Source organism: Achromobacter sp. GW823-FHT04E03, from assembly GCF_058796095.1.
The window spans coordinates 2256763-2275048 of record NZ_JBXAIJ010000001.1 but is presented as its reverse complement, the minus strand read 5'-3'; the positions used below and the strand labels follow the sequence as shown (position 1 = coordinate 2275048).

Genomic DNA, 18286 nt, shown 5'->3' with positions numbered 1-18286 from the left:
GTAGCATGCCTACCGAGCCTATAGGGGGCCCCTCGGCTTTTCTGACCTAACTGTTTCCCAGGGCCTGCCGCACCTCGCTCGAGAGTCGAGTTGAACCGCAGATCTCTACGGTTTAGGCGATGTACCAGTCCGGACGACTGTGCCGTCCGGTAGTTGGTACTGCCCGTAGCCCAGCCAACCTACGGCCTGACCATCGGGAAGGCAGCAATAGAAAAATGCTCCGTCGCCTTTGTCCCCGGGTAGGGCGCGGGCCCGTCGCTCGATTCGATATCTCGTACCATCGTCCGCAATCGCCACCACTGCAATGGGACGCTTTACTTGGTTTGCCGGCATTTTGCATCTCCTATTTTTTTTACTTGGGATGAGCCGATAAGTTTCGCGCCCTGCGCTCAGCGATGTAAATCCATCCTTTAGTCACATCTACCTTCGACTGTTATCTGTTGCTGTTGCGTGGTGGAAACGAGTGCCGCACCGGGAGGCCGAGAAGCCTTTGACGACCCCACTTGCAATGCATGCGCAGGGGCCCGACCGCGAGCAGGCCTTTTCCTCCACTCCAGCCATTACGTGGAAAATTCAAAACAGCGGCGCTAATAATGCAACCCGGACGTTTTTATGGCGCGCTATTTCTTTGCACCGCTTCCGGCTAACAGGGGTCGCAGCAGTTTGCGGAACTTACGGGGGACGGACAGTATTTAAATCCTAGTTTGCTAGTACCTCTTGATGTGGTGTCAAGCTGAGAGTAATTTTCGAACCACGCTTGATGTGACCGTAATCGCTGGAATGCCAGTCACCACCAGCGCGAATCGCCACGTCTTGGTTTGGCACCCGCGGAGCAACCCCTTTCCGCGAGTATCCGTTTTCATTGACCGTTGTAATCGTGCATCGGAGGCTCCAATGAATACCCGCGATACGTCTCACTTAGCTAGTCTTTCTCCGTTCGAACTGAAAGACGAGTTGATCAAATTGGCAGGAAGCGTCACCAACAGGCTGATGCTCAATGCAGGCAGGGGAAACCCGAACTTTCTTGCGACCATTCCCCGGCACGGTTTCTGGCAGCTCGGACTTTTTGCCATGGTCGAGTCCGAACGGTCGTTTTCGTATCTTGCCGAGGGCGTCGGAGGATTTCCGCGGCGCGCGGGCATCGAAGAACGCTTCGATCTCTTCGCCCGCAGCCATGCTGACGTGCCCGGTGTGAAATTCCTCGCCAGCGCCGTGTCATTCGTGCGGGATCAGCTGGGATTGGACGGAGGCGATTTTCTCTACGAAATGTGCGCCGGCATCCTGGCCTGCAGCTATCCCGTGCCGGATCGGATGCTGAAGTTGTCGGAAGAAATCGTGAAGCAGTACATCAGGAAGGAAATGATCGGCGGCCATCCGTTCGCGGGCGATTTCGACCTGTATGCCGTCGAGGGTGGCACGGCTGCCATGACATATCTGTTCAACTCGATGAAGATCAATCGCCTGCTGAGGGCGGGCGATGTCATTGCGCTGGGCAAGCCGATTTTCACGCCCTACATCGAAATCCCCGAATTGTCGGAGTTCGGCCTGACTGAACTGGCCATCGATGCCGACGGCGCGCATGGCTGGCAGTACCCGGAAAAGGAACTGGACAAGTTGCGCGACCCGAAGGTGAAGGCGTTCTTCCTGGTTAATCCCAGTAATCCGCCGTCGGTCAAGGTTAGCGACAAGAGTCTTCAATACCTGGCGAGCATCGTGAAAGAGCGGCCCGATCTGATCCTCCTGACGGACGACGTGTACGGGACATTCGCGGACAACTTTGTCTCGCTATTTGCACTGTGTCCTCGCAACACGCTGCTGGTTTATTCATACTCGAAATATTTCGGCGCGACCGGCTGGCGTCTTGGCGTGATTGCGGCTGACAAGTCGAACGTCTTTGACGAAAAAATTGCGCAACTGCCGCAGGAAGAGCGCGACTCATTGAACAAGCGCTACGCGTCGATTACGACCGAGCCCGAAAAGCTGCCCTTCATTGACCGCATCGTGGCAGATAGCCGCACCGTCGCACTCAACCACACGGCCGGTCTGTCCACGCCCCAGCAAGTGCAGATGGTGCTCTTTTCGCTTTTCTCGCTCATGGACACCGCCGAAAGCTACAAGCACGCCATGAAGCGGTTGATCCGCGGACGCAAGGCAGCGCTATACCGGGGCATGGGTGCAGCGCCGGGCGAGGTCGATGAGAACGTGGTCGATTACTACACGCTGCTGGACGTGGAGCATATGAGCCGGGAAGTTGGCCCCGATTTCGTGAAATGGCTGCTGGCATCGATCAAACCCCACGAAATGCTATTCAGACTGGCAGAGGAAACGGGCGTCGTGCTGCTCCCGGGCAAGGGTTTCGGGACGCAGCACCCCTCGGGTCGCGTGTCGCTCGCCAATCTGAATGAGCAGGACTACGTGAAGATTGGCCAGTGCGTTCGCAAGCTGCGCGACGAATACCTGGAGCGATACCGGCAGCAAAAGGGCGGAGCAGGAGAATCAAGCTAGCAACGGGCCGCCCGCATGACAAGAAGCGTTCCATCAAGGAATCGTTAAGGAGAAAGTCATGGACTGGTTTGTTGCGACATTGAAAGCCTACCCAGAGATTGCCATCTTTCTGGCACTGGGCTTCGGATACTGGATCGGCGGCAAGAGCTTTAAAGGCTTTAGCCTCGGCGCTGTGACGTCGACTCTGCTGGTCGCAATCGTCATCGGCATCCTCGGGGTCAAGATTTCCCCCAACGTGAAGTCGGTGTTTTTCCTGATGTTCCTCTTTGCCGTCGGCTATGGGGTCGGGCCGCAGTTTGTGCGTGGCATTGCCAAGGATGGCCTGCCGCAGGCGATCTTTGCCGTGGTCATGGCGCTGCTCTCACTGGGAGCTTCAATCGTTGCCGCGATGATTGCCGGATACGACCTTGGTTCCGCAGCCGGGCTCTTCGCAGGGTCGCAAACCATTTCAGCGTCGATGGGCCTGGCAACCGATGCAATCAATCGACTGGGCCGCCCGCCAGAAGAAACGCAGGCGTTGCTGGATGCCATGCCGATAGCCTATGCCGTGACGTATATCTTCGGCACGGTGGGCTCGGCGATCATTCTGGCGCAGATCGGCCCCAAACTGCTTGGCATTGATCTGGTGGCGGCATGCAAGGCATATGAACAAAAACTCGGTGCGGGCCAGGGCTCGGCGGACGCGACCCAGTGGTACGAGTTCGAGGTCCGCGCGTACGCGATCGCTGACAACAGTCCTTTCATCGGCAAGTCGGTAGGCGAAATTGAAGCAGGCACGCAGGCCGGATTCCGGGCCTTCGTCGAAAGGATCCGGCGAGGTGGAAAAATCATCGAAATCGACCAGGCAACCGTCATCGAACCTGGAGACATCGTCGCGGTGGGCGGCAAGCGCGATCAGATGATCGCGCGGCTTGGCCCCAGCGGACGGGAAGTGGAAGACACCGAACTGCTGGACATCAAGACCGAGGGTGTCGATATTTACGTCTCTAACAAGAAGGTCGATGGCAAACCGCTGGAGGAACTGGCGCACTGGCCTGGGGCGCGCGGCGTGTTCTTGAAGAAGATCCGGCGCGGGCCGACTGAGACGGTGATCCCCATCCTGCCCAAGACGGAACTGTTCCGGGGCGACGTCATTACAGTGGTTGGGCGGACACAGGACATCAATGCCGCGGCCAAGAACCTGGGCTATGTCGACCGGCCTACGACGGTGACGGACGTCGCCTTTGTGTCGCTGGCGATCACCGTCGGCGCGCTTATCGGCGCGATCGTGATCAACGTCAGCGGCATTCCGCTGACCATTTCGACGGCTGGCGGCGCGCTTATTGCCGGCATCGTGTTTGGTTGGTTTCGCGCGATTCACCCGACCTTTGGACGCATTCCCGAGCCGACGCTGTGGTTCATGAACTCCGTTGGCCTGAACGTGTTCATAGCCGTTGTGGGGATTTCCGCTGGGCCGGGCTTCGTCGCCGGTTTGCAGAAGCTGGGCATCAGTCTCTTTTTATGGGGCATCTTCGCGACGACGGTGCCGCTGCTTCTGGGCATGTTCATCGCCAAATACATTTTCCGCTTCGATCCGGCCCTGATCCTAGGTATCTGTGCGGGATCGCGCACCACCACCGCAGCGCTCGGCATGGTGTGTGAAGTCGCCAAGAGTCAGGTTCCGGGGCTGGGATATACGGTGACCTACGCCGTCGGCAATACCCTGCTGACGATTTGGGGAATGGTAGTGATCATGATTCTTGCATAAGGACATTGCGAGCCCGGACCGCGTGGCCAGTGGGCTTGCGCCGACATTCAGGGGATAGCCATGACTACCGAGACTCACGAGAGCCAACAGCTCGACCATCTGTTTTCCATCTCGGCCGCCCGATTGGACCGATGGCGCGACCTGAACGCCAAGGCGCAGACCTGGGCCGCCGAGATGCGCAGCGGCAAGGGCTCGGGCGGGGCCGGCCCGGTACTGGATGCGTTGCGCGACCTGCGCCCGATGGAGAGCTATTTTGCGTATCCCGGTGCGCAGTTGCTGAGCACGCTCGACGACCGGATCGCCGACGGTGACGCGATGGGCGCCGCGCGATTGGTGCTGCGCATGAGCAACGCGCTGCTGTCGGGCAGCTATCGCTACGACGAGGGCGAGTGGGACGCAGCCGAGGAATCGGGCGCCGATGGGCCCGACCGCACGCCGCCCGGGATGGCCGGCAGCCTGGCACGGCGGCCGTACTTCGAGGCGCTGTTCGTAAGCCCGGCGCCACCGGCGCGCGCGGCGGCGATCTGCCGTGAGATTCGTGAACTGCGGCGTCACGACGACACGATGATCTACGAGCCCGTCATGGTAGGCAGCGTCGAGGACGCGCTGCTGGCGACCATCCTGAATGGCAAGCTCGAGGCCGTGGTCATCTATGACGGCATTCCCGTTCCGTCCAAACATGATGCCTCGCTGCTGCGGGATTACCTGTCCGTCTATCAGCACCTGGACACCACGGTCGACTCGCCGCGCGAGATCGGCGTGAAACTGGCTCGGCTGATTGCCAACATCCGGCCCGAGTTGGACATCTATCTGCTGACGGACCGCAAGGTCGAGCAGCTCGCTGGCGACCCCAGTGCATCGGCAATACGGCGCGTGTTCTATGAGGTCGAGGAACCCATGGAGGTGCACCTGAATATTCTGGAGGGCGTGCGGGAACGTCAATCCACGCCGCACTTCGACAACCTCAAGCAATATGCCGCCAGGCCGATCAGCACCTTCCATGCCCTGCCGATCGCCCGTGGCAAGTCGATCATTAAGTCCAACTGGATCCGCGACTTTGGTGAGTTTTACGGGTTGAACCTGTTCCTGGCGGAAACATCCGCCACGACCGGTGGGCTGGACAGCATGCTGGAGCCTACGGGCAACATCAAGGTCGCACAAGAAAAGTTCGCGCGCGCGGTCGGCGCGGACCACGTATTTTTCGTCACGAACGGCACGTCGACGTCCAACAAGATGGTTTACCAGGCGGTGACCAAGCCGGGCGACATCGTCATCGTGGATCGCAACTGCCACAAGTCGCACCACTACGGAATGGTGCTGTCTGGCGCGCAGCCGCTCTATGTGGAAGCATTCCCGATGACGGAGTACTCGATGTACGGGGCGGTCCCGCTGCGCACCGTCAAGCAGGCGCTGTTGGACCTGAAGGCTGCGGGTCGCCTTGACAAGGCGGCCATGGTCACGCTGACCAATTGCACCTTCGATGGCCACATCTACAACACCCGCCGCGTCATGGCCGAATGCCTGGCTATCAAGCCGGACCTGATCTTCCTATGGGATGAAGCGTGGTTCGGATTTGCGCGCTGGTCGCCGTTCCTGCGCATGCGCACCGCCATGGGGGCTGCGGCGGCGTTGCACGAGTGGCGAGACGATCCCAAGGCGCAGGAAGCTTGGGATGCCCAGTGCCGCGAACTCGGCGAAGACCTCGACCCCAAGGATCCGCGCCTGCTGGACCGGGAGTTGACGCCGAATCCGCGGACGATGCGGATACGCGTCTACGAGACGGACTCCGTGCACAAGTCCATGTCCAGCCTGCGACAGGGGTCGATCGTGGCGGTGCGCGACGAAGACTACGAGCATCACGTGTCGGCATTCCGCGAGGCGGTGTTCATTCATGCGTCGACGTCACCCAATGCGCAGATCATTGCGTCCCTGGACGTTGCGCGCCGGCAGATGGAGCTGGAAGGCTACGAACTGGTCATGCGCGCCATCGAGGTCGCTTTGGCCATCCGGCGCGAGGTCGCCAAGCATCCGGTGATTTCCAGGTACTTCAGTGTCCTGGGAGCCGACAGGATGATCCCCGAGGAGTTCCGGGCTTCCGGCTTTACCGACTTCCTAGCGCCGGGCATGAACTGGCTGACCGCGGCCAAGGCCCTCAAGGACGATGAGTTTTGCCTGGATCCCACACGCCTGACGTTGGTGTGCGGCACGGCGGGGTATGACGGAACTGCGTTTAAGAACTTGCTGGCCTCACGCTATAACATCCAGCTTAACAAGACGTCGCGCAACAGCGTGCTGCTGCAAAGCAATATCAACAACACGCGCAGCGACGTCGCGTCGCTCATCAAGGTGCTGCTTGAAATCTCAGAAGAGATTGAAACGCGGCTGAAGGAGTCCGGTGAAGCCGGCCGGGCTGCCTTTGCGGAAAAGGTACGGAGTTTGATGGAAGATGTGCCAGATCTGCCCAATTTCAGCCATTTTCACGATGGGTATCGCGACGATCCTGGCAGCATCACACCGGAAGGTAATGTGCGCGCCGCGTTCTTCGCCGCGTACAACGAAGCGGACTGCGAATATCTTCCGCTAGCGAGCCCGGATCTGGACAATCGTCTGGAAGCGGGGCCGGCCCTGGTGTCCGCCAATTTCGTAATTCCCTATCCGCCCGGCTTTCCCATCATGGTTCCGGGGCAAGTCATCGACTCACATACCATCGAGTTCATGCGCAAGCTCGACGTGAAGGAGATCCACGGTTACAACGCCGCGCGAGGGCTCAAGCTCATAAAGCCTTCTGCCATTGGCGTTTGATCATCCTTCGAGAGTATCGCTGGGCTGGATGGATCCCAAAGGGCTTCGACTTCGCTGTACCGTTGATCAGCCATGTGAAGAACCGGAGCGTGCGCGTAAGACGAAGGGGCTTTCCATGAAGAGAACACTATTGGCAGCAGCGGTCTTAATAGGATTTTGCGGTGCCGGCCAAGCCGCAGATTCTGTGACGCTGTACGGCTTGATCGATGCTGGACTCGGTTACGAAAAGGTGAAGTTCAACGACAATTCGCAAAGCCGATTTGGCGCGGTGCAGGGCGTAAGCAGCGGGTCGCGCTTTGGCCTGCGCGGCATAGAAGACCTGGGCGATGGCCTGCGCGCCGTGTTCACGTTGGAAGGCGGGTTCGGTCCTCTAAACGGCAACTCACAGCAAGGCGGCCGCCTCTTTGGTCGCCAGGCCACCGTGGGCCTGGACAGCGATTCATGGGGGCGCCTGGAATTAGGCCGCCAGACAAACCTGGCGTCCAAGTACTTTGGCTCTATCGATCCGTTCGGGCTTAGCTACAACACCGCCAATATGGGCACCACGTTCGGTAGTGCGAACACGATGCGGCTGGACAACATGGTCATGTACCAGACCCCGAGTATGAGCGGCTTCAAAGCCGGCATCGGCTACTCGTTCAGCGCCGACGACACTGTCAGCGACACGACGCAGACTGGCTTTGCCACGGGCAACAACAACCGCGTTATCACCGCTGGCGTGCAGTACGTCAACGGACCGCTGAATCTGGCCGCTTCGTATGACCGCTTCAATCCCTCCAACAATAGCGTGGGTGGCAAGAACGCCGCGCGCATCCAGGAATACATCATCGGCGGTTCGTACGATTTTGAAGTTGTGAAGTTGGCCGCCGCGTTCGGCCAGACCCGCGACGGCTGGTTTGTCGGCCAGAACATGGGCACTACGCCCGAAGGCATGAACAACCTCGGCACATTCAAGCTGGCCGATGGCTTCCGCGCGAATTCGTACATGATTGGCGCGACCGTGCCGCTCGGCCGCCACGCCGTGTTCGGCTCTTGGCAGCGCGCTACTGCCAGCAATGACAAACTGACGGGCGACGACGCGACGTTTAACGTCTACAGCTTGGGCTACACCTATGACTTCACCAAGCGCACTAACCTTTATGCGTACGCCTCGTACGGCGACAACTATGCGTTCCAGCGCGATGCGACAGACACCGCCGTCGCTTTCGGCTTAAGGCACCGTTTCTAACCGATATTGGCGGAAATTGTCACCGGGTAGGCGTCGCCATAGCCAGGCTTCTGGCATTCAACAATCGTCAGTGGAGGCCCCTCATGGCAGAGTTCATTGAAGCTAACCTTGATACGCTGTACACCTTGGCACAGGTTCGCGCAGAAAGCTATCTGCGGGCAGCGGAGACGAAAATCGATGCTGTCTTCGGCAGCGGTTACGCCAAAGAGAATCCAGAGTTAGTGGCAGCTTTTATGAAGACCGCGTCCGATGAGTTCACGCGCACCGCGACGGCAAAGGTCCTGCAGAACATAGGGTACGCCTTGGATTCAATTGCGGAAGCTCTACGAGCCTCGGGCTGATGAGCCGTCCAAATGCGGGCACGCCGTTCGTTGCGTAACCAGTGGCCCGCCCGGCCTTTACGGCGTCTTCATTGCACACATCTAAATTCCTATCTATGTGCAGGTTTATCGCGAAAAGCACCGAAGGAGAGCCCCATGATCCATGATTTTTCCTCCCATTGGCGTACTGGCTTCGCTGTCTTCACTATCAGCGCAGCTGGCCTGCTAGTTGCAGGCTGTACCACGACTCCGCCGTCTAAACCGTCTGCTCCGGCGCAGACCGATACTCGGCAAGCATTGGACAAGGCGGCCAGCGCAACCTTGGACAAACTTTATGAAGCCGCGCCGTCGTCCAGGGAACTCGTGGCGCGCGCCCGAGGTGTACTGGTTTTCCCCGACGTACTCAGCGGTAGTTTCATCATCGGCGCGGAGCACGGGAAGGGAGTGCTCCGCGTGGGCGAGTCGGCGGTGGCCTATTACCGAACCACGTCCGGCTCGATCGGCTTTCAAGCCGGCGCGCAATCAAAGGCTATGGTGCTGCTGTTCATGACGGATGATGCCCTGAATAAATTTCGCAGCAGTAGCGGGTGGACCGTGGGGGCAGATGCCACGGTGGCTATCGTGAATGTCGGTGCCAACGGACGCATCGATACCAACACGGCGAAGCAGCCGATCGTTGGATTCGTAATGAATAATGGCGGCCTCATGGCTGGCGTATCGCTCGAGGGTACTAAAATCTCGAAGTACGAACCCTGACGGAAGAAGATGATGCTCCGCTCCGCGGAGACGCGACATAGCTCAAGGTTGCTGTTCAGGACGATAAAAGAGACGGGGCCATTGAGGCAATGCCGGGGCTCGATCCAGCGCCAGTAGTCTTCGATCGCTGTAGGCTTATTGATTCATTCGCCGTTCAAACCATTCCTTGCCCAGTTGATTTGCTAAAGCACAAGGCGGCCATCATGGCCGCCTTGTGCTTTGCACCCTGATGATTAGGTCAAAAAATGATCATCGAGCGGGGCTAGAATCGGAAAGCAAAATATTCCCTGCTTTCTGAGCTCCCGTACCGCGAGTGCGGCAGGATGGATAGCTTGTTGACGAATGTGCAGATGGGATCGGGCCTGCAGACCAATACCAATCACTTCCCCCTTGATACACGGGGTCGGAATATCTGGATGGCCTTGGGCGACAAGCTTATTTAAAAGCTCCACATACGCCGGGAGCGCGATAGATTTCATTTCAGCCATTGGAGTTCCTCCTCGAAGGTCCATCGCCGAAACCTACTATTGACTAGCCATTTTTGCCGAAGCGCGGGTGAGTGACGAGTGCTGCGGCGTGTTGAGTCAGTGCATGGGGTGGTCTAGGCATCCGCTGCAGTTACTCCAGATGCGCAACCAGTTCAATGAATGTGATCCCGGCGGGGCACGAGCGCCCGTTTAGCGGCTAAACAGGGATGCTCGAAAACAAGCGCCCTATTGGGGACGCCTGTTCTCGGCGGACCTCTTAATTTGCCGGAGGCCGGACGCGAGGGAAGCCGGTCGTGGCGCAGAGGGCATTCGGACGTTTGGAGCGTTTGGCGCCACGCTATGCCACTTCTCGCTTCCAGCCTTTTTCCCAGGCCGTCACACGCTTGAGCCAATCGCTGGGAGATTCTCAAGTGTGAGCTGGCATCGCGGCGGCCTTCAGATATGGGCAGTTTATAAGGCCCAATCCCTCGCGGGCCGCCTCCGCGCCCATCTTTTGGATGTCATAGAGCATGACGTATCCTCCAAAAGTCGTGAGAGTTCAGTATGCCCGTTAAACACCGTTCGAATCAATAGTGTTTCTGCACGGGCGAAAGGGTGCTTTTACCCGGGGCGCAATCCTGCTGCGGAACTTCAAAGCTGCGCTGGCGCACGACGTGGCGGGCGTGATTTTGGCGCACAACCATCCTCTTGCAGTCCAACAGCAGCTTCTATCCCAAAGTCGCCACTGGCAACGAGCGGGTCGGTGTCATCGATACAAGGCACGGCGCTTCCTGCTCTGACAATTCCAACTCATAGCCGAGTGCCTCGAGACGTCCGTGTCCCCTTCACACTGCCGCTCCGGCATGTTTCAAATCTGCAGGGTTAGGCTGGGGGCGCTCATTTAATCGCGCTTATCGCGAAGTTCGCCTTTCTTCAATCTGGACGGGCTCCATCTGCGCAGAATAGAAGAAGATCTCCGCACAATGGCTGGTGTTGCCCGCCGAAGCCAAAAGGCGAACTTCAACAAAAAAGGCGAACTTTATTCCTGCTCCCCAGGGTTTTCCCTAAACCCATTTTCCTTGCGGAAAATCAATCTCCTATAGGACACTTCGTGTCATGATGGTGCCGATAGGCGGCGCCCGTAGGGGGATGACATGAAGATTTCGGGAATCGCCGGCGCGCTGGCGTTGGTTGCGGCAATGGCGGGCAATGGGGCCCAGGCGGCCTATCCGGACCGGCCGATCCGGCTGGTGGTGCCTTTCGGCGCGGGCGGGATCACGGACATCGTGGCGCGTCAGGTCGGCAAGGGCATGGGCGACGCGCTGGGGCAGAGCATCGTGATCGAGAACCGGCCGGGCGCGGGCGGAGTGATCGCGGCGCAGGTGGCCGCCACCGCGCCGGCCGATGGCTATACGATCTTCATGGGTACGGTGGGCACGCAGGTGGTCAACCCGCTGATCTACAGCAAGCTCAGCTATGACGCGGACAAGTTCGCGCCGGTGGGCATGGTGTCGGGATCGCCGTATTTGCTGGCCGTGCGTGCGGGCGTGCCGGCCAAGACTTTCGGCGAGTTCGTGGCCTATGCCAAGGCCAATCCGGCCAAGCTGAACTTCGGTTCGGCGGGCAATGCGAGTTCGCCGCACCTGGGCCTGGAGCTGCTGAAGCTGACGGCCGGGCTGGACATCGTGCACGTGCCGTTCAAGAGCGGTAGCGAAGCCGTCAATGCCGCCATCGGCGAGCAGGTCGACGTGGTGATGGACGCCAGCCCGGTGATCATGCCACATGCGGCGTCTGGCAAGCTGCGCGCGCTGGCGGTGGCCGCCGACAAGCGCCTGCCGTCCGCACCGGACGTGCCCGCCAGCAGCGAGGTGGGCGACGCGGCCCTGCAGATCAGCTCGTGGAACGCGTTCTTCGCGCCCGCAGGCACGCCGCCCGACGTGATGGAAAAGCTGAACGCGGCGCTGCAGAAGACGCTGGCGTCGCCGGAATTGAAGGACCGGCTGGCGTCGCAGGGGACGCAGCTGTACACGGGCAAGCCGGACGAGTACCAACGCTTCATCGCCGGGGAGAAGGCCAAGTGGACCGAGATCGTGAAGCGCGCCAACATCAAGATGGACTGACAATGAACCAGACTCCGCATCCGCTGGCGGGCAAGCCGCTGGAACTGGCCGATACGCTGCGTTCGGGCAATGCCTGGAAGATACGGCTGGCCTGCGGCTACATGGGCCTGCCGATCAAGCGGCGCACCTTCGATATCGTGCAGGGCGACCTGGAGACCGAGGGGTTCGCGCGCATCAATCCGTGGCGCCAGGTGCCGGCCCTGCTGACGCCGGAGGGCGAGTGGCTGGCCGAGTCGCAGGCGATACTCTGGTATCTGGCGATGGGCACGCCGTGGCTGCCCGCCGGCCGCCTGGAGCAGTCGCAGGTCAGCAGCTGGCTCAGTTTCGAGCAGACCCAGCACATGCACGCCTTTGCGCAGCCGCGCCTGCTGATCCATCTGCGCAACACCGCGCAGGTGGATGACCCGGCGATGCGGGCGTGGCGCGAGATCGGCATGAAGGCGGCCGCGTTGATGGACGCGCATCTGGCCGGCCGCGATTATCTGGTGGGTACCGCGCCGACCATTGCCGACGTTGCGCTGTATCCCTATACGAGCATGGCGGCCGAGGGCGGTTACGACCTGTCCGGCTTTACCCATATCGATGCCTGGCTGGCGCGCATGCGCGCCTTGCCAGGGTTTACGCCGCTGATCGAAGCGGCATGACAGAGACACTATCTTTGGAGTGACGACGATGGCCGATACGATGCACCTGGGCAAGGACGAACTGATCGCGCGGGCGAAAGCCGAAATGCAGCGCCAGTTCGAGACGCCCGACTGGAGCCTGCGCGAGCGCCTGGCGCTGACCTGCCGCATCCTGTTCGACGGCGGACATGACTCCGGCCTGGCCGGACAGATCACGGCGCGCGCGCCGGAGCCGAACCGCTATTTCACGCAACGCCTGGGCCTGGGCTTTGACGAGATCACCGCCAGCAATCTGCTGCTGGTGGACGAAGACCTGCGCGTGCAGGAAGGCGGCGGCATGCCCAATCCGGCCAACCGTTTTCACTCCTGGATCTACCGCGCGCGTCCGGACGTGAACTGCATCATCCACACGCATCCGCTGCACGCGGCTTCGTTGTCGATGCTGGAGGTGCCGCTGGAAATCTCGCATATGGACAACTGCCCGCTGTACGACGACGTGGCCTTCCTGAAGGATTGGCCCGGCGTGCCGGTGGGCAACGAGGAAGGGGAGATCATCTCGGCCGCGCTGGGTTCCAAGCGCGCCATCCTGCTGTCGCACCACGGCATGCTGATCGCGGCGGGTTCGGTGGAAGAGGCCTGCGTGCTGGCGCTGCAGTTCGAGCGCGCCGCCCGCATGCAGTTGCTGGCCATGGCCGCCGGCAAGATCCAGCCCATTCCGCCGGCGCTGGGCCGCGAGGCCCATGACTGGATCCTGACGCCCAAGCGTTCGCAGGTCGGCTTTTCGTACTATGCGCGGCGCGCGCTGCGGGCGCATCCCGACGTGCTGGCCTGATGGCGGCGGCGGGCGGGGCCGGCTCGACGGCAGGGCCGGATTAGGGCATGCTTACCGGTCGTATTCCGCGACCGTATTTTTGCAACCCCGTCCATGATAGACCTGCCGCACCGCCTGCGCGCCCTGCGTCGCCAGCAAACCCTGTCCCTGGAACAGCTGGCGCAGCGCACCGGATTGACCAAGAGCTACCTCTCCAAACTGGAGCGGGGCCTGAGCGAACCCTCCATTTCCACCGTGTTGCGGCTGGCGGAAGCCTATGGCCTGGGCGTGTCGGAGCTGGTGGGCACGGACGATGCTGCGCAGGAAGAAGTGGTCAGCGTGGTGCGGGTGGCGGACCGCGAAGCCTTGCAGCGCCGGGGGCTGGGCAGCGAGTATCACTACGAGTCGCTGGCCGGCCGCCGCAAGGTCAAGGCGATGGAGCCTTTCGTGGTGCATCCGCCCCGCGATTTTCCCGATGCGACCGCGGTGTTTCCGCACCCCGGCGAGGAATTCCTGCTGGTGCTCAAGGGCGCCATCGAGGTCCATGTGGGCGAACGCCAGTTCCGCCTGGAGACCGGGGATTCCGTCTATTTCGACTCCGAACTGCCGCACCGCATGCGCACCGTCAGCCGGGCCATGGCCGAGGTGCTGGTGGTGGCCTCGCACTGAGCAGGCCTTCGGACTCATCATCTATCCGCATACAGGAGTGCCATGAAGAACGATCAATCGCGGCTCGTCCGCATCGATGCCGGCCCCATGAAGAATCCGGTGCCTGGAAAGCCCCGCCGCCCGATCTCGGGCGACGCGGCGTTCCGCACCGTGACTGCCTTCGAAGGCAACGGCGGCAAGGCTGAAGCCGGCGTCTGGGAAAGCACCGCGGGCGTGTTCCAGTCCAACACCACGGGCTATATCGAGTTCGGCTACATCGTCGAAGGCGCGGCGCGCCTGGTCGATCCGGACGGCACCGTGCATGAACTGACCGTGGGCGAGGCTTTCGTCATGCCCGAAGGCTATACCGGCCGCTGGGAAGTGGACCAGTTCGTCAAGAAGATCTATTTCATCACCCGCATGTAGCGCCGCGTAGACCGCGGCAGCCCAGGAGCCAGCCCCATGAGCGCAATCCCCGCCGTTACCGCGCAGGTGGATATCGTTTCCGTCCAATCCCAGGTCGTGTACGGCTGCGTCGGCAACAACGCCGCCATGCCCGTCTTCCGCAAGGCCGGCCTGCACGCGATCGCGGTGCCTACCGTGATCCTGAGCAACACGCCGCACTATCCGACCCTGCATGGCGGCGCGGTGCCGCTGGACTGGTTCGAGGGCCTGTTGCAGGGCCTGGACGAGCGCGGCGTCACCCGGACTGCGCGCGCGGTGGTCTGCGGATACCTGGGCCAACCCGGGCAGGCGGGGCTTCTGGCCGGCTGGCTGCCTGCGCTGCGCGCATCCCGGCCTGATCTGAAGGTGCACATCGACCCCGTCATGGGCGACCGTAACGACGGGCTGTACGTGAACGAAGGCCTGGTCGAACAATACCGGGACCTGCTGGTGCCGCTGGCCGACGGCATGACGCCGAACCACTTCGAGCTGGAGTTGCTGGTGGGGCGCGCCCTGTCGTCGATCGACGAGGTCGTGGCGGCGGCGCGCGAACTGATCGCGCGCGGTCCGGACTGGATAGTCGTGACCAGCGCCGCGCCCATGGCCGCCGCGGCCGGCACCTTGCAGCTGGCGGTGGTGACGCGGGATCAGGCCACGGTCGTGACGCATCCGGAGATTGCGATACCGCCTTCGGTGCACGGCACTGGCGACGTGTTCATGGCCGGCGTTACGGCGCAACTGCTGAACGGGCAGGTGCTGGTCGAGGCGGTGCGCTCGGCCGCCGCCCAGGTCACGGTGGCGCTGGAGCGCACCCGCGAACTGGGCTGGGAAGAGCTGGCGGTGGAAGGCTAGGACGCCTACGCGAGCCTGGCGGTGCGCCTTACGGCACCAGCGACAGGCCGATGCGGAACTGCGATTCGTTGCGCTGGTTGTAGCCCAGCAGCGTTTCGCCGTAGCCGTTGAAGTACTGCAGATGCAGGTAGCCGTTCATGTTCAGCCAGGTGCGCTGCAGCGGCCAGGCGAAATCGAGCTGGGTGGTTCGGCGCTTCTGGTCGCCCTGGCGGTACATGGCGGAGATGACCGCGCCATTGTCCTGGGCCCAGCGCAATTGCCAGTCGACGTGGCCGGCGTAGTCGGCATAGTCGCTGTTCTCGCTGGCGATGCCGAAGTAGGCCTTGACTCGCGGCGCAAAGGTGAGCGTGCTGCCGCCGTCGAAGCGGTAGTGGAAGCGCGGCTCGATATAGCCGTCGTTGAGCGAGCGCGAATCCTCGCCGTCCTTGCCGTTGGAGTTGTGCTCGACGCCGGTATTCATGCCGAAGCGCCAGTTCTGGCTGGCGGACTGCCAGATGTTGTCGGACAGCCAGAAGGCGCTGGGATTGAAGGTGGTGTCGATGAAGGGCATGGAATCGCCTTCCAGGTCCCACAGCGAGGTCTGCGTGTACGCCAGGTAGAAATTCTCGTCCCAGGTCGCGGGACGGTCGCCCGCGGGGCTGAAGAGTCGGTACTTGGCGCTGATCTGAAAGCGCGCGGTGGTCTGCCCGCGGGTGCCGACGTCGAAGTACACCGGCTTGTATTCGGAAATGGAACTGCGGAAGCGGTCGAACGCGGTCTGCTGCTGTACCGTCGGCACGGCGGACGCGTCGGGCGAGGGGCCGCCTTCGGGCGATGCGCCGACCGCGGCCACGGCGGCGGCGGGCACGGGTTCTCCGCTGCTGGCGTCCACCACCGGGCCCCGCGCGGGCGTGCTGGCCAGGGTGCCGCTGTCGCGGCCGGTGGCGTCCAGCGCCATCATCGCGGGCTGGCCTTCGATGGATACGGCCTGCAGGCCCTGGGCCGTGGCGGGCACGACGGCGGTCCAGGCCATGCGCGCGAAGTTGTTGACGGGCACGCTGAAGCTGGCCGTGCCGCCGCGCAGCTTGGCCAGGCTGCGCACGATCTGGCCGTCCTGGCCGCGCCATTGCAGCACCAGTTCCGGTGGCGCTTCCCAGGTGGAGCGGGAAGTGCCTTCGTTGAAGTACACCGCCTCGATGGTGACGGTCTCTCCGGGGGCGGCCGAGGGGCGATCCAGCCGGTACGACACGCCCGCGGTGGCTGCGCCCGCCAGGCCCATGGCCAGGGCGGCGGCCAGGGTGCGCAGGGGGAGGGCGGATCGTGCAGGACGGCTGATGGTCATCTGGTCATAACGTAGTTTTGTGACCAGGAAATGTAGCATCGACCCCCGCTACAGTTTGTAAGGCAGGCTAATCGTATGTAGAAAGCGTAAGCCCCCGCGCATGGCGGGGGCTTGTGGGGACAGCGTTGCGCGCGGGCTTATTCGCCGAACTTGATGCCCTGGGCCAACGGCAGCTGGCGCGAATAGTTGATCGTATTGGTGGCGCGGCGCATGTAGTTGCGCCAGGCGTCCGAACCCGATTCGCGGCCGCCGCCGGTTTCCTTTTCGCCGCCGAACGCGCCGCCGATCTCGGCGCCCGAGGTGCCGATATTGACGTTGGCGATGCCGCAGTCCGAGCCCGCCGCCGACAGGAAGGTCTCGGCTTCGCGCAGGTCATTGGTGAAGATGGCCGACGACAGGCCCTGCGGCACGCCATTCTGCAAGGCCAGCGCCTGGTTGAAGTCGGCGTAGCGCATCACGTAGAGGATAGGCGCGAAGGTCTCGTGGCAGACCACGTCGGTCTGGCCGGGCATTTCAGCGATGGCGGGACGCACGTACCAGGCGTCGGGATATTGCTCGGCCAGCACGCGCTCGCCTCCCGTGACCTTGCCGCCTTGTTCGCGCGCCGCCGTCAGCGCCGCCTGCATGGCGTCATAGGACACGCGGTCGATCAGCGGACCGACCAGCGTGCCGCTTTCCAGCGGGTTGCCGATGGTGGCGCTGGCATAGGCCTTGTGCAGGCGTTGCACCAGATCTTCGGCCACGCTCTCGTGCACGATCAGACGGCGCGTGGTGGTGCAGCGCTGGCCGGCCGTGCCGATGGCGCCGAACACGATGCCGCGCGCGGCCATGTCCAGGTCGGCCGTGGGGCCGACGATGATGGCGTTGTTGCCGCCCAGCTCCAGCAGCACGCGGCCAAAGCGCTGCGCCACGCGCGGGCCCACCTGGCGGCCCATGCGGGTCGAACCGGTGGCCGAGACCAGGGCCACGGCGTGCGAATCCACCAGCGCTTCGCCGATGTCGCGTCCGCCGATCAGCACTTCGGACAGGCCGGGGGGCGCGTCGCCGAAGCGTTGCGCGGCCTGTGCGAAGAGCGCCTGGCAGGCCAGCGCGGTCAGCGGGGTTTTTTCCGACGGCTTCCAGACCACGGCGTTGCCGCAGACCAGCGCCAGCGCGGCGTTCCAGGACCACACGGCGACGGGGAAGTTGAACGCGCTGATCACGCCGACCACGCCCAGCGGATGCCAGGTTTCCATCATGCGGTGGCCGGGGCGCTCGGAAGCGATGGTCAGACCGTACAGCTGGCGTGACAGGCCCACGGCGAAGTCGCAGATGTCGATCATCTCCTGCACTTCGCCTTCGCCTTCGGCCACGATCTTGCCGGCTTCCAGGCTCACCAGGCGGCCCAGCTCGCGCTTGTGCTGGCGCAGCGTTTCGCCGAACAGGCGCAGCAGCTCGCCGCGGCGCGGCGCCGGCACGTCGCGCCACGCCAGGCTGGCCTGGCGCGCGCGGGTGATGGCGGAATGGGCCTGGGCCACCGTGTGCTCATGCACCTGAGCCAGCTCGGCGCCGTCTATCGGGCTGCGCGCGCGCAGCGTGCCGCCAGTGAGCGATTCCGGGTTCAGCCCGAGCGCGCGCAGGATGTCTTGGGGAGTGTCCATGC

Annotated in this window: 16 protein-coding genes; 12 read left to right on the top strand and 4 right to left on the bottom strand. The window is 62.2% G+C overall.

Features of this window, described 5'->3' with window-relative positions:
* Window positions 1–894 precede the first annotated feature (894 nt).
* The 6 genes from AC1RHV_RS10810 to AC1RHV_RS10785 all read left to right on the top strand — a co-directional run bounded on the left by AC1RHV_RS10810 (window position 895) and on the right by AC1RHV_RS10785 (window position 9358).
* Window positions 895–2505, top strand: coding sequence for a bifunctional aspartate transaminase/aspartate 4-decarboxylase (locus AC1RHV_RS10810; protein WP_492300714.1), 1611 nt, complete (start codon window positions 895–897; stop codon window positions 2503–2505).
* 58 nt (window positions 2506–2563) lie between these two features.
* A complete protein-coding gene (aspT, locus tag AC1RHV_RS10805) occupies window positions 2564–4252 on the top strand; it encodes an aspartate-alanine antiporter (RefSeq protein ID WP_492300712.1) in 1689 nt (562 codons plus the stop codon).
* A gap of 60 nt (window positions 4253–4312) precedes the next feature.
* Window positions 4313–7054: an aminotransferase class I/II-fold pyridoxal phosphate-dependent enzyme gene (locus AC1RHV_RS10800; protein ID WP_088141849.1), complete on the top strand. Its 2742-nt coding sequence runs from the start codon at window positions 4313–4315 to the stop codon at window positions 7052–7054.
* Between the two features lie 115 nt (window positions 7055–7169).
* Window positions 7170–8282 carry a porin gene (locus tag AC1RHV_RS10795; protein ID WP_460360932.1) on the top strand — a complete coding sequence of 371 codons (1113 nt, stop codon included), beginning with the start codon at window positions 7170–7172 and terminating at the stop codon, window positions 8280–8282.
* Between the two features lie 83 nt (window positions 8283–8365).
* Window positions 8366–8623 carry a hypothetical protein gene (locus tag AC1RHV_RS10790; protein WP_088141851.1) on the top strand — a complete coding sequence of 86 codons (258 nt, stop codon included), beginning with the start codon at window positions 8366–8368 and terminating at the stop codon, window positions 8621–8623.
* Between the two features lie 135 nt (window positions 8624–8758).
* On the top strand, window positions 8759–9358 hold the full coding sequence (locus AC1RHV_RS10785; RefSeq protein WP_313387517.1) for a BPSL1445 family SYLF domain-containing lipoprotein: 600 nt from the start codon (window positions 8759–8761) through the stop codon (window positions 9356–9358).
* A 233-nt stretch (window positions 9359–9591) separates the two neighbouring features.
* On the opposite strand, the gene AC1RHV_RS10780 is transcribed toward AC1RHV_RS10785, so the two are convergent.
* Both AC1RHV_RS10780 and AC1RHV_RS10775 read right to left on the bottom strand, forming a co-directional pair.
* Window positions 9592–9846 (bottom strand): hypothetical protein, encoded by a 255-nt coding sequence (locus tag AC1RHV_RS10780; RefSeq protein ID WP_143219498.1) that lies wholly within the window; start codon window positions 9844–9846, stop codon window positions 9592–9594.
* 406 nt (window positions 9847–10252) lie between these two features.
* Window positions 10253–10336, bottom strand: a complete 84-nt coding sequence (locus AC1RHV_RS10775) for a CrpP-related protein (protein WP_492300817.1) — start codon at window positions 10334–10336, stop codon at window positions 10253–10255.
* Between the two features lie 643 nt (window positions 10337–10979).
* Here AC1RHV_RS10775 and AC1RHV_RS10770 point away from each other — a divergent pair.
* The 6 genes from AC1RHV_RS10770 (at window position 10980) to pdxK (ending at window position 15323) form a co-directional block, all read left to right on the top strand.
* The gene (locus AC1RHV_RS10770; RefSeq protein WP_054451265.1) at window positions 10980–11945 is read left to right on the top strand and encodes a Bug family tripartite tricarboxylate transporter substrate binding protein; all 966 of its coding nucleotides are present in this window, start codon (window positions 10980–10982) and stop codon (window positions 11943–11945) included.
* A gap of 2 nt (window positions 11946–11947) precedes the next feature.
* Entirely contained in the window at window positions 11948–12589 is a 642-nt protein-coding gene (locus AC1RHV_RS10765; RefSeq protein WP_310535805.1) for a glutathione S-transferase family protein, read from the top strand.
* Between the two features lie 28 nt (window positions 12590–12617).
* Entirely contained in the window at window positions 12618–13400 is a 783-nt protein-coding gene (locus tag AC1RHV_RS10760; protein WP_054451267.1) for an aldolase, read from the top strand.
* A 93-nt stretch (window positions 13401–13493) separates the two neighbouring features.
* On the top strand, window positions 13494–14048 hold the full coding sequence (locus AC1RHV_RS10755; RefSeq protein WP_054451268.1) for a helix-turn-helix domain-containing protein: 555 nt from the start codon (window positions 13494–13496) through the stop codon (window positions 14046–14048).
* A 42-nt stretch (window positions 14049–14090) separates the two neighbouring features.
* Window positions 14091–14453 carry a cupin domain-containing protein gene (locus tag AC1RHV_RS10750; RefSeq protein WP_054451269.1) on the top strand — a complete coding sequence of 121 codons (363 nt, stop codon included), beginning with the start codon at window positions 14091–14093 and terminating at the stop codon, window positions 14451–14453.
* Between the two features lie 36 nt (window positions 14454–14489).
* The gene (gene pdxK, locus AC1RHV_RS10745) at window positions 14490–15323 is read left to right on the top strand and encodes a pyridoxine/pyridoxal/pyridoxamine kinase (protein WP_192355241.1); all 834 of its coding nucleotides are present in this window, start codon (window positions 14490–14492) and stop codon (window positions 15321–15323) included.
* A gap of 28 nt (window positions 15324–15351) precedes the next feature.
* Here pdxK and AC1RHV_RS10740 read toward each other — a convergent pair whose 3' ends face one another.
* Both AC1RHV_RS10740 and amaB read right to left on the bottom strand, forming a co-directional pair.
* Window positions 15352–16644, bottom strand: a complete 1293-nt coding sequence (locus tag AC1RHV_RS10740) for a phospholipase A (RefSeq protein ID WP_492300708.1) — start codon at window positions 16642–16644, stop codon at window positions 15352–15354.
* Window positions 16645–16781: 137 nt separating this feature from the next.
* Window positions 16782–18284: an L-piperidine-6-carboxylate dehydrogenase gene (amaB, locus tag AC1RHV_RS10735; protein ID WP_460360936.1), complete on the bottom strand. Its 1503-nt coding sequence runs from the start codon at window positions 18282–18284 to the stop codon at window positions 16782–16784.
* Between the last annotated feature and the right edge of the window lie 2 nt (window positions 18285–18286).

Bases quoted from the DNA above. Each gene is read 5' to 3' on its own strand.
- AC1RHV_RS10810 (WP_492300714.1), top strand. From the start codon at position 895: ATGAATACCCGCGATACGTCTCACTTAGCTAGTCTTTCTCCGTTCGAA.
- aspT (WP_492300712.1), top strand. From the start codon at position 2,564: ATGGACTGGTTTGTTGCGACATTGAAAGCCTACCCAGAGATTGCCATC.
- AC1RHV_RS10800 (WP_088141849.1), top strand. From the start codon at position 4,313: ATGACTACCGAGACTCACGAGAGCCAACAGCTCGACCATCTGTTTTCC.
- AC1RHV_RS10795 (WP_460360932.1), top strand. From the start codon at position 7,170: ATGAAGAGAACACTATTGGCAGCAGCGGTCTTAATAGGATTTTGCGGT.
- AC1RHV_RS10790 (WP_088141851.1), top strand. From the start codon at position 8,366: ATGGCAGAGTTCATTGAAGCTAACCTTGATACGCTGTACACCTTGGCA.
- AC1RHV_RS10785 (WP_313387517.1), top strand. From the start codon at position 8,759: ATGATCCATGATTTTTCCTCCCATTGGCGTACTGGCTTCGCTGTCTTC.
- AC1RHV_RS10780 (WP_143219498.1), bottom strand. From the start codon at position 9,846: ATGGCTGAAATGAAATCTATCGCGCTCCCGGCGTATGTGGAGCTTTTA.
- AC1RHV_RS10775 (WP_492300817.1), bottom strand. From the start codon at position 10,336: ATGGGCGCGGAGGCGGCCCGCGAGGGATTGGGCCTTATAAACTGCCCA.
- AC1RHV_RS10770 (WP_054451265.1), top strand. From the start codon at position 10,980: ATGAAGATTTCGGGAATCGCCGGCGCGCTGGCGTTGGTTGCGGCAATG.
- AC1RHV_RS10765 (WP_310535805.1), top strand. From the start codon at position 11,948: ATGAACCAGACTCCGCATCCGCTGGCGGGCAAGCCGCTGGAACTGGCC.
- AC1RHV_RS10760 (WP_054451267.1), top strand. From the start codon at position 12,618: ATGGCCGATACGATGCACCTGGGCAAGGACGAACTGATCGCGCGGGCG.
- AC1RHV_RS10755 (WP_054451268.1), top strand. From the start codon at position 13,494: ATGATAGACCTGCCGCACCGCCTGCGCGCCCTGCGTCGCCAGCAAACC.
- AC1RHV_RS10750 (WP_054451269.1), top strand. From the start codon at position 14,091: ATGAAGAACGATCAATCGCGGCTCGTCCGCATCGATGCCGGCCCCATG.
- pdxK (WP_192355241.1), top strand. From the start codon at position 14,490: ATGAGCGCAATCCCCGCCGTTACCGCGCAGGTGGATATCGTTTCCGTC.
- AC1RHV_RS10740 (WP_492300708.1), bottom strand. From the start codon at position 16,644: ATGACCATCAGCCGTCCTGCACGATCCGCCCTCCCCCTGCGCACCCTG.
- amaB (WP_460360936.1), bottom strand. From the start codon at position 18,284: ATGGACACTCCCCAAGACATCCTGCGCGCGCTCGGGCTGAACCCGGAA.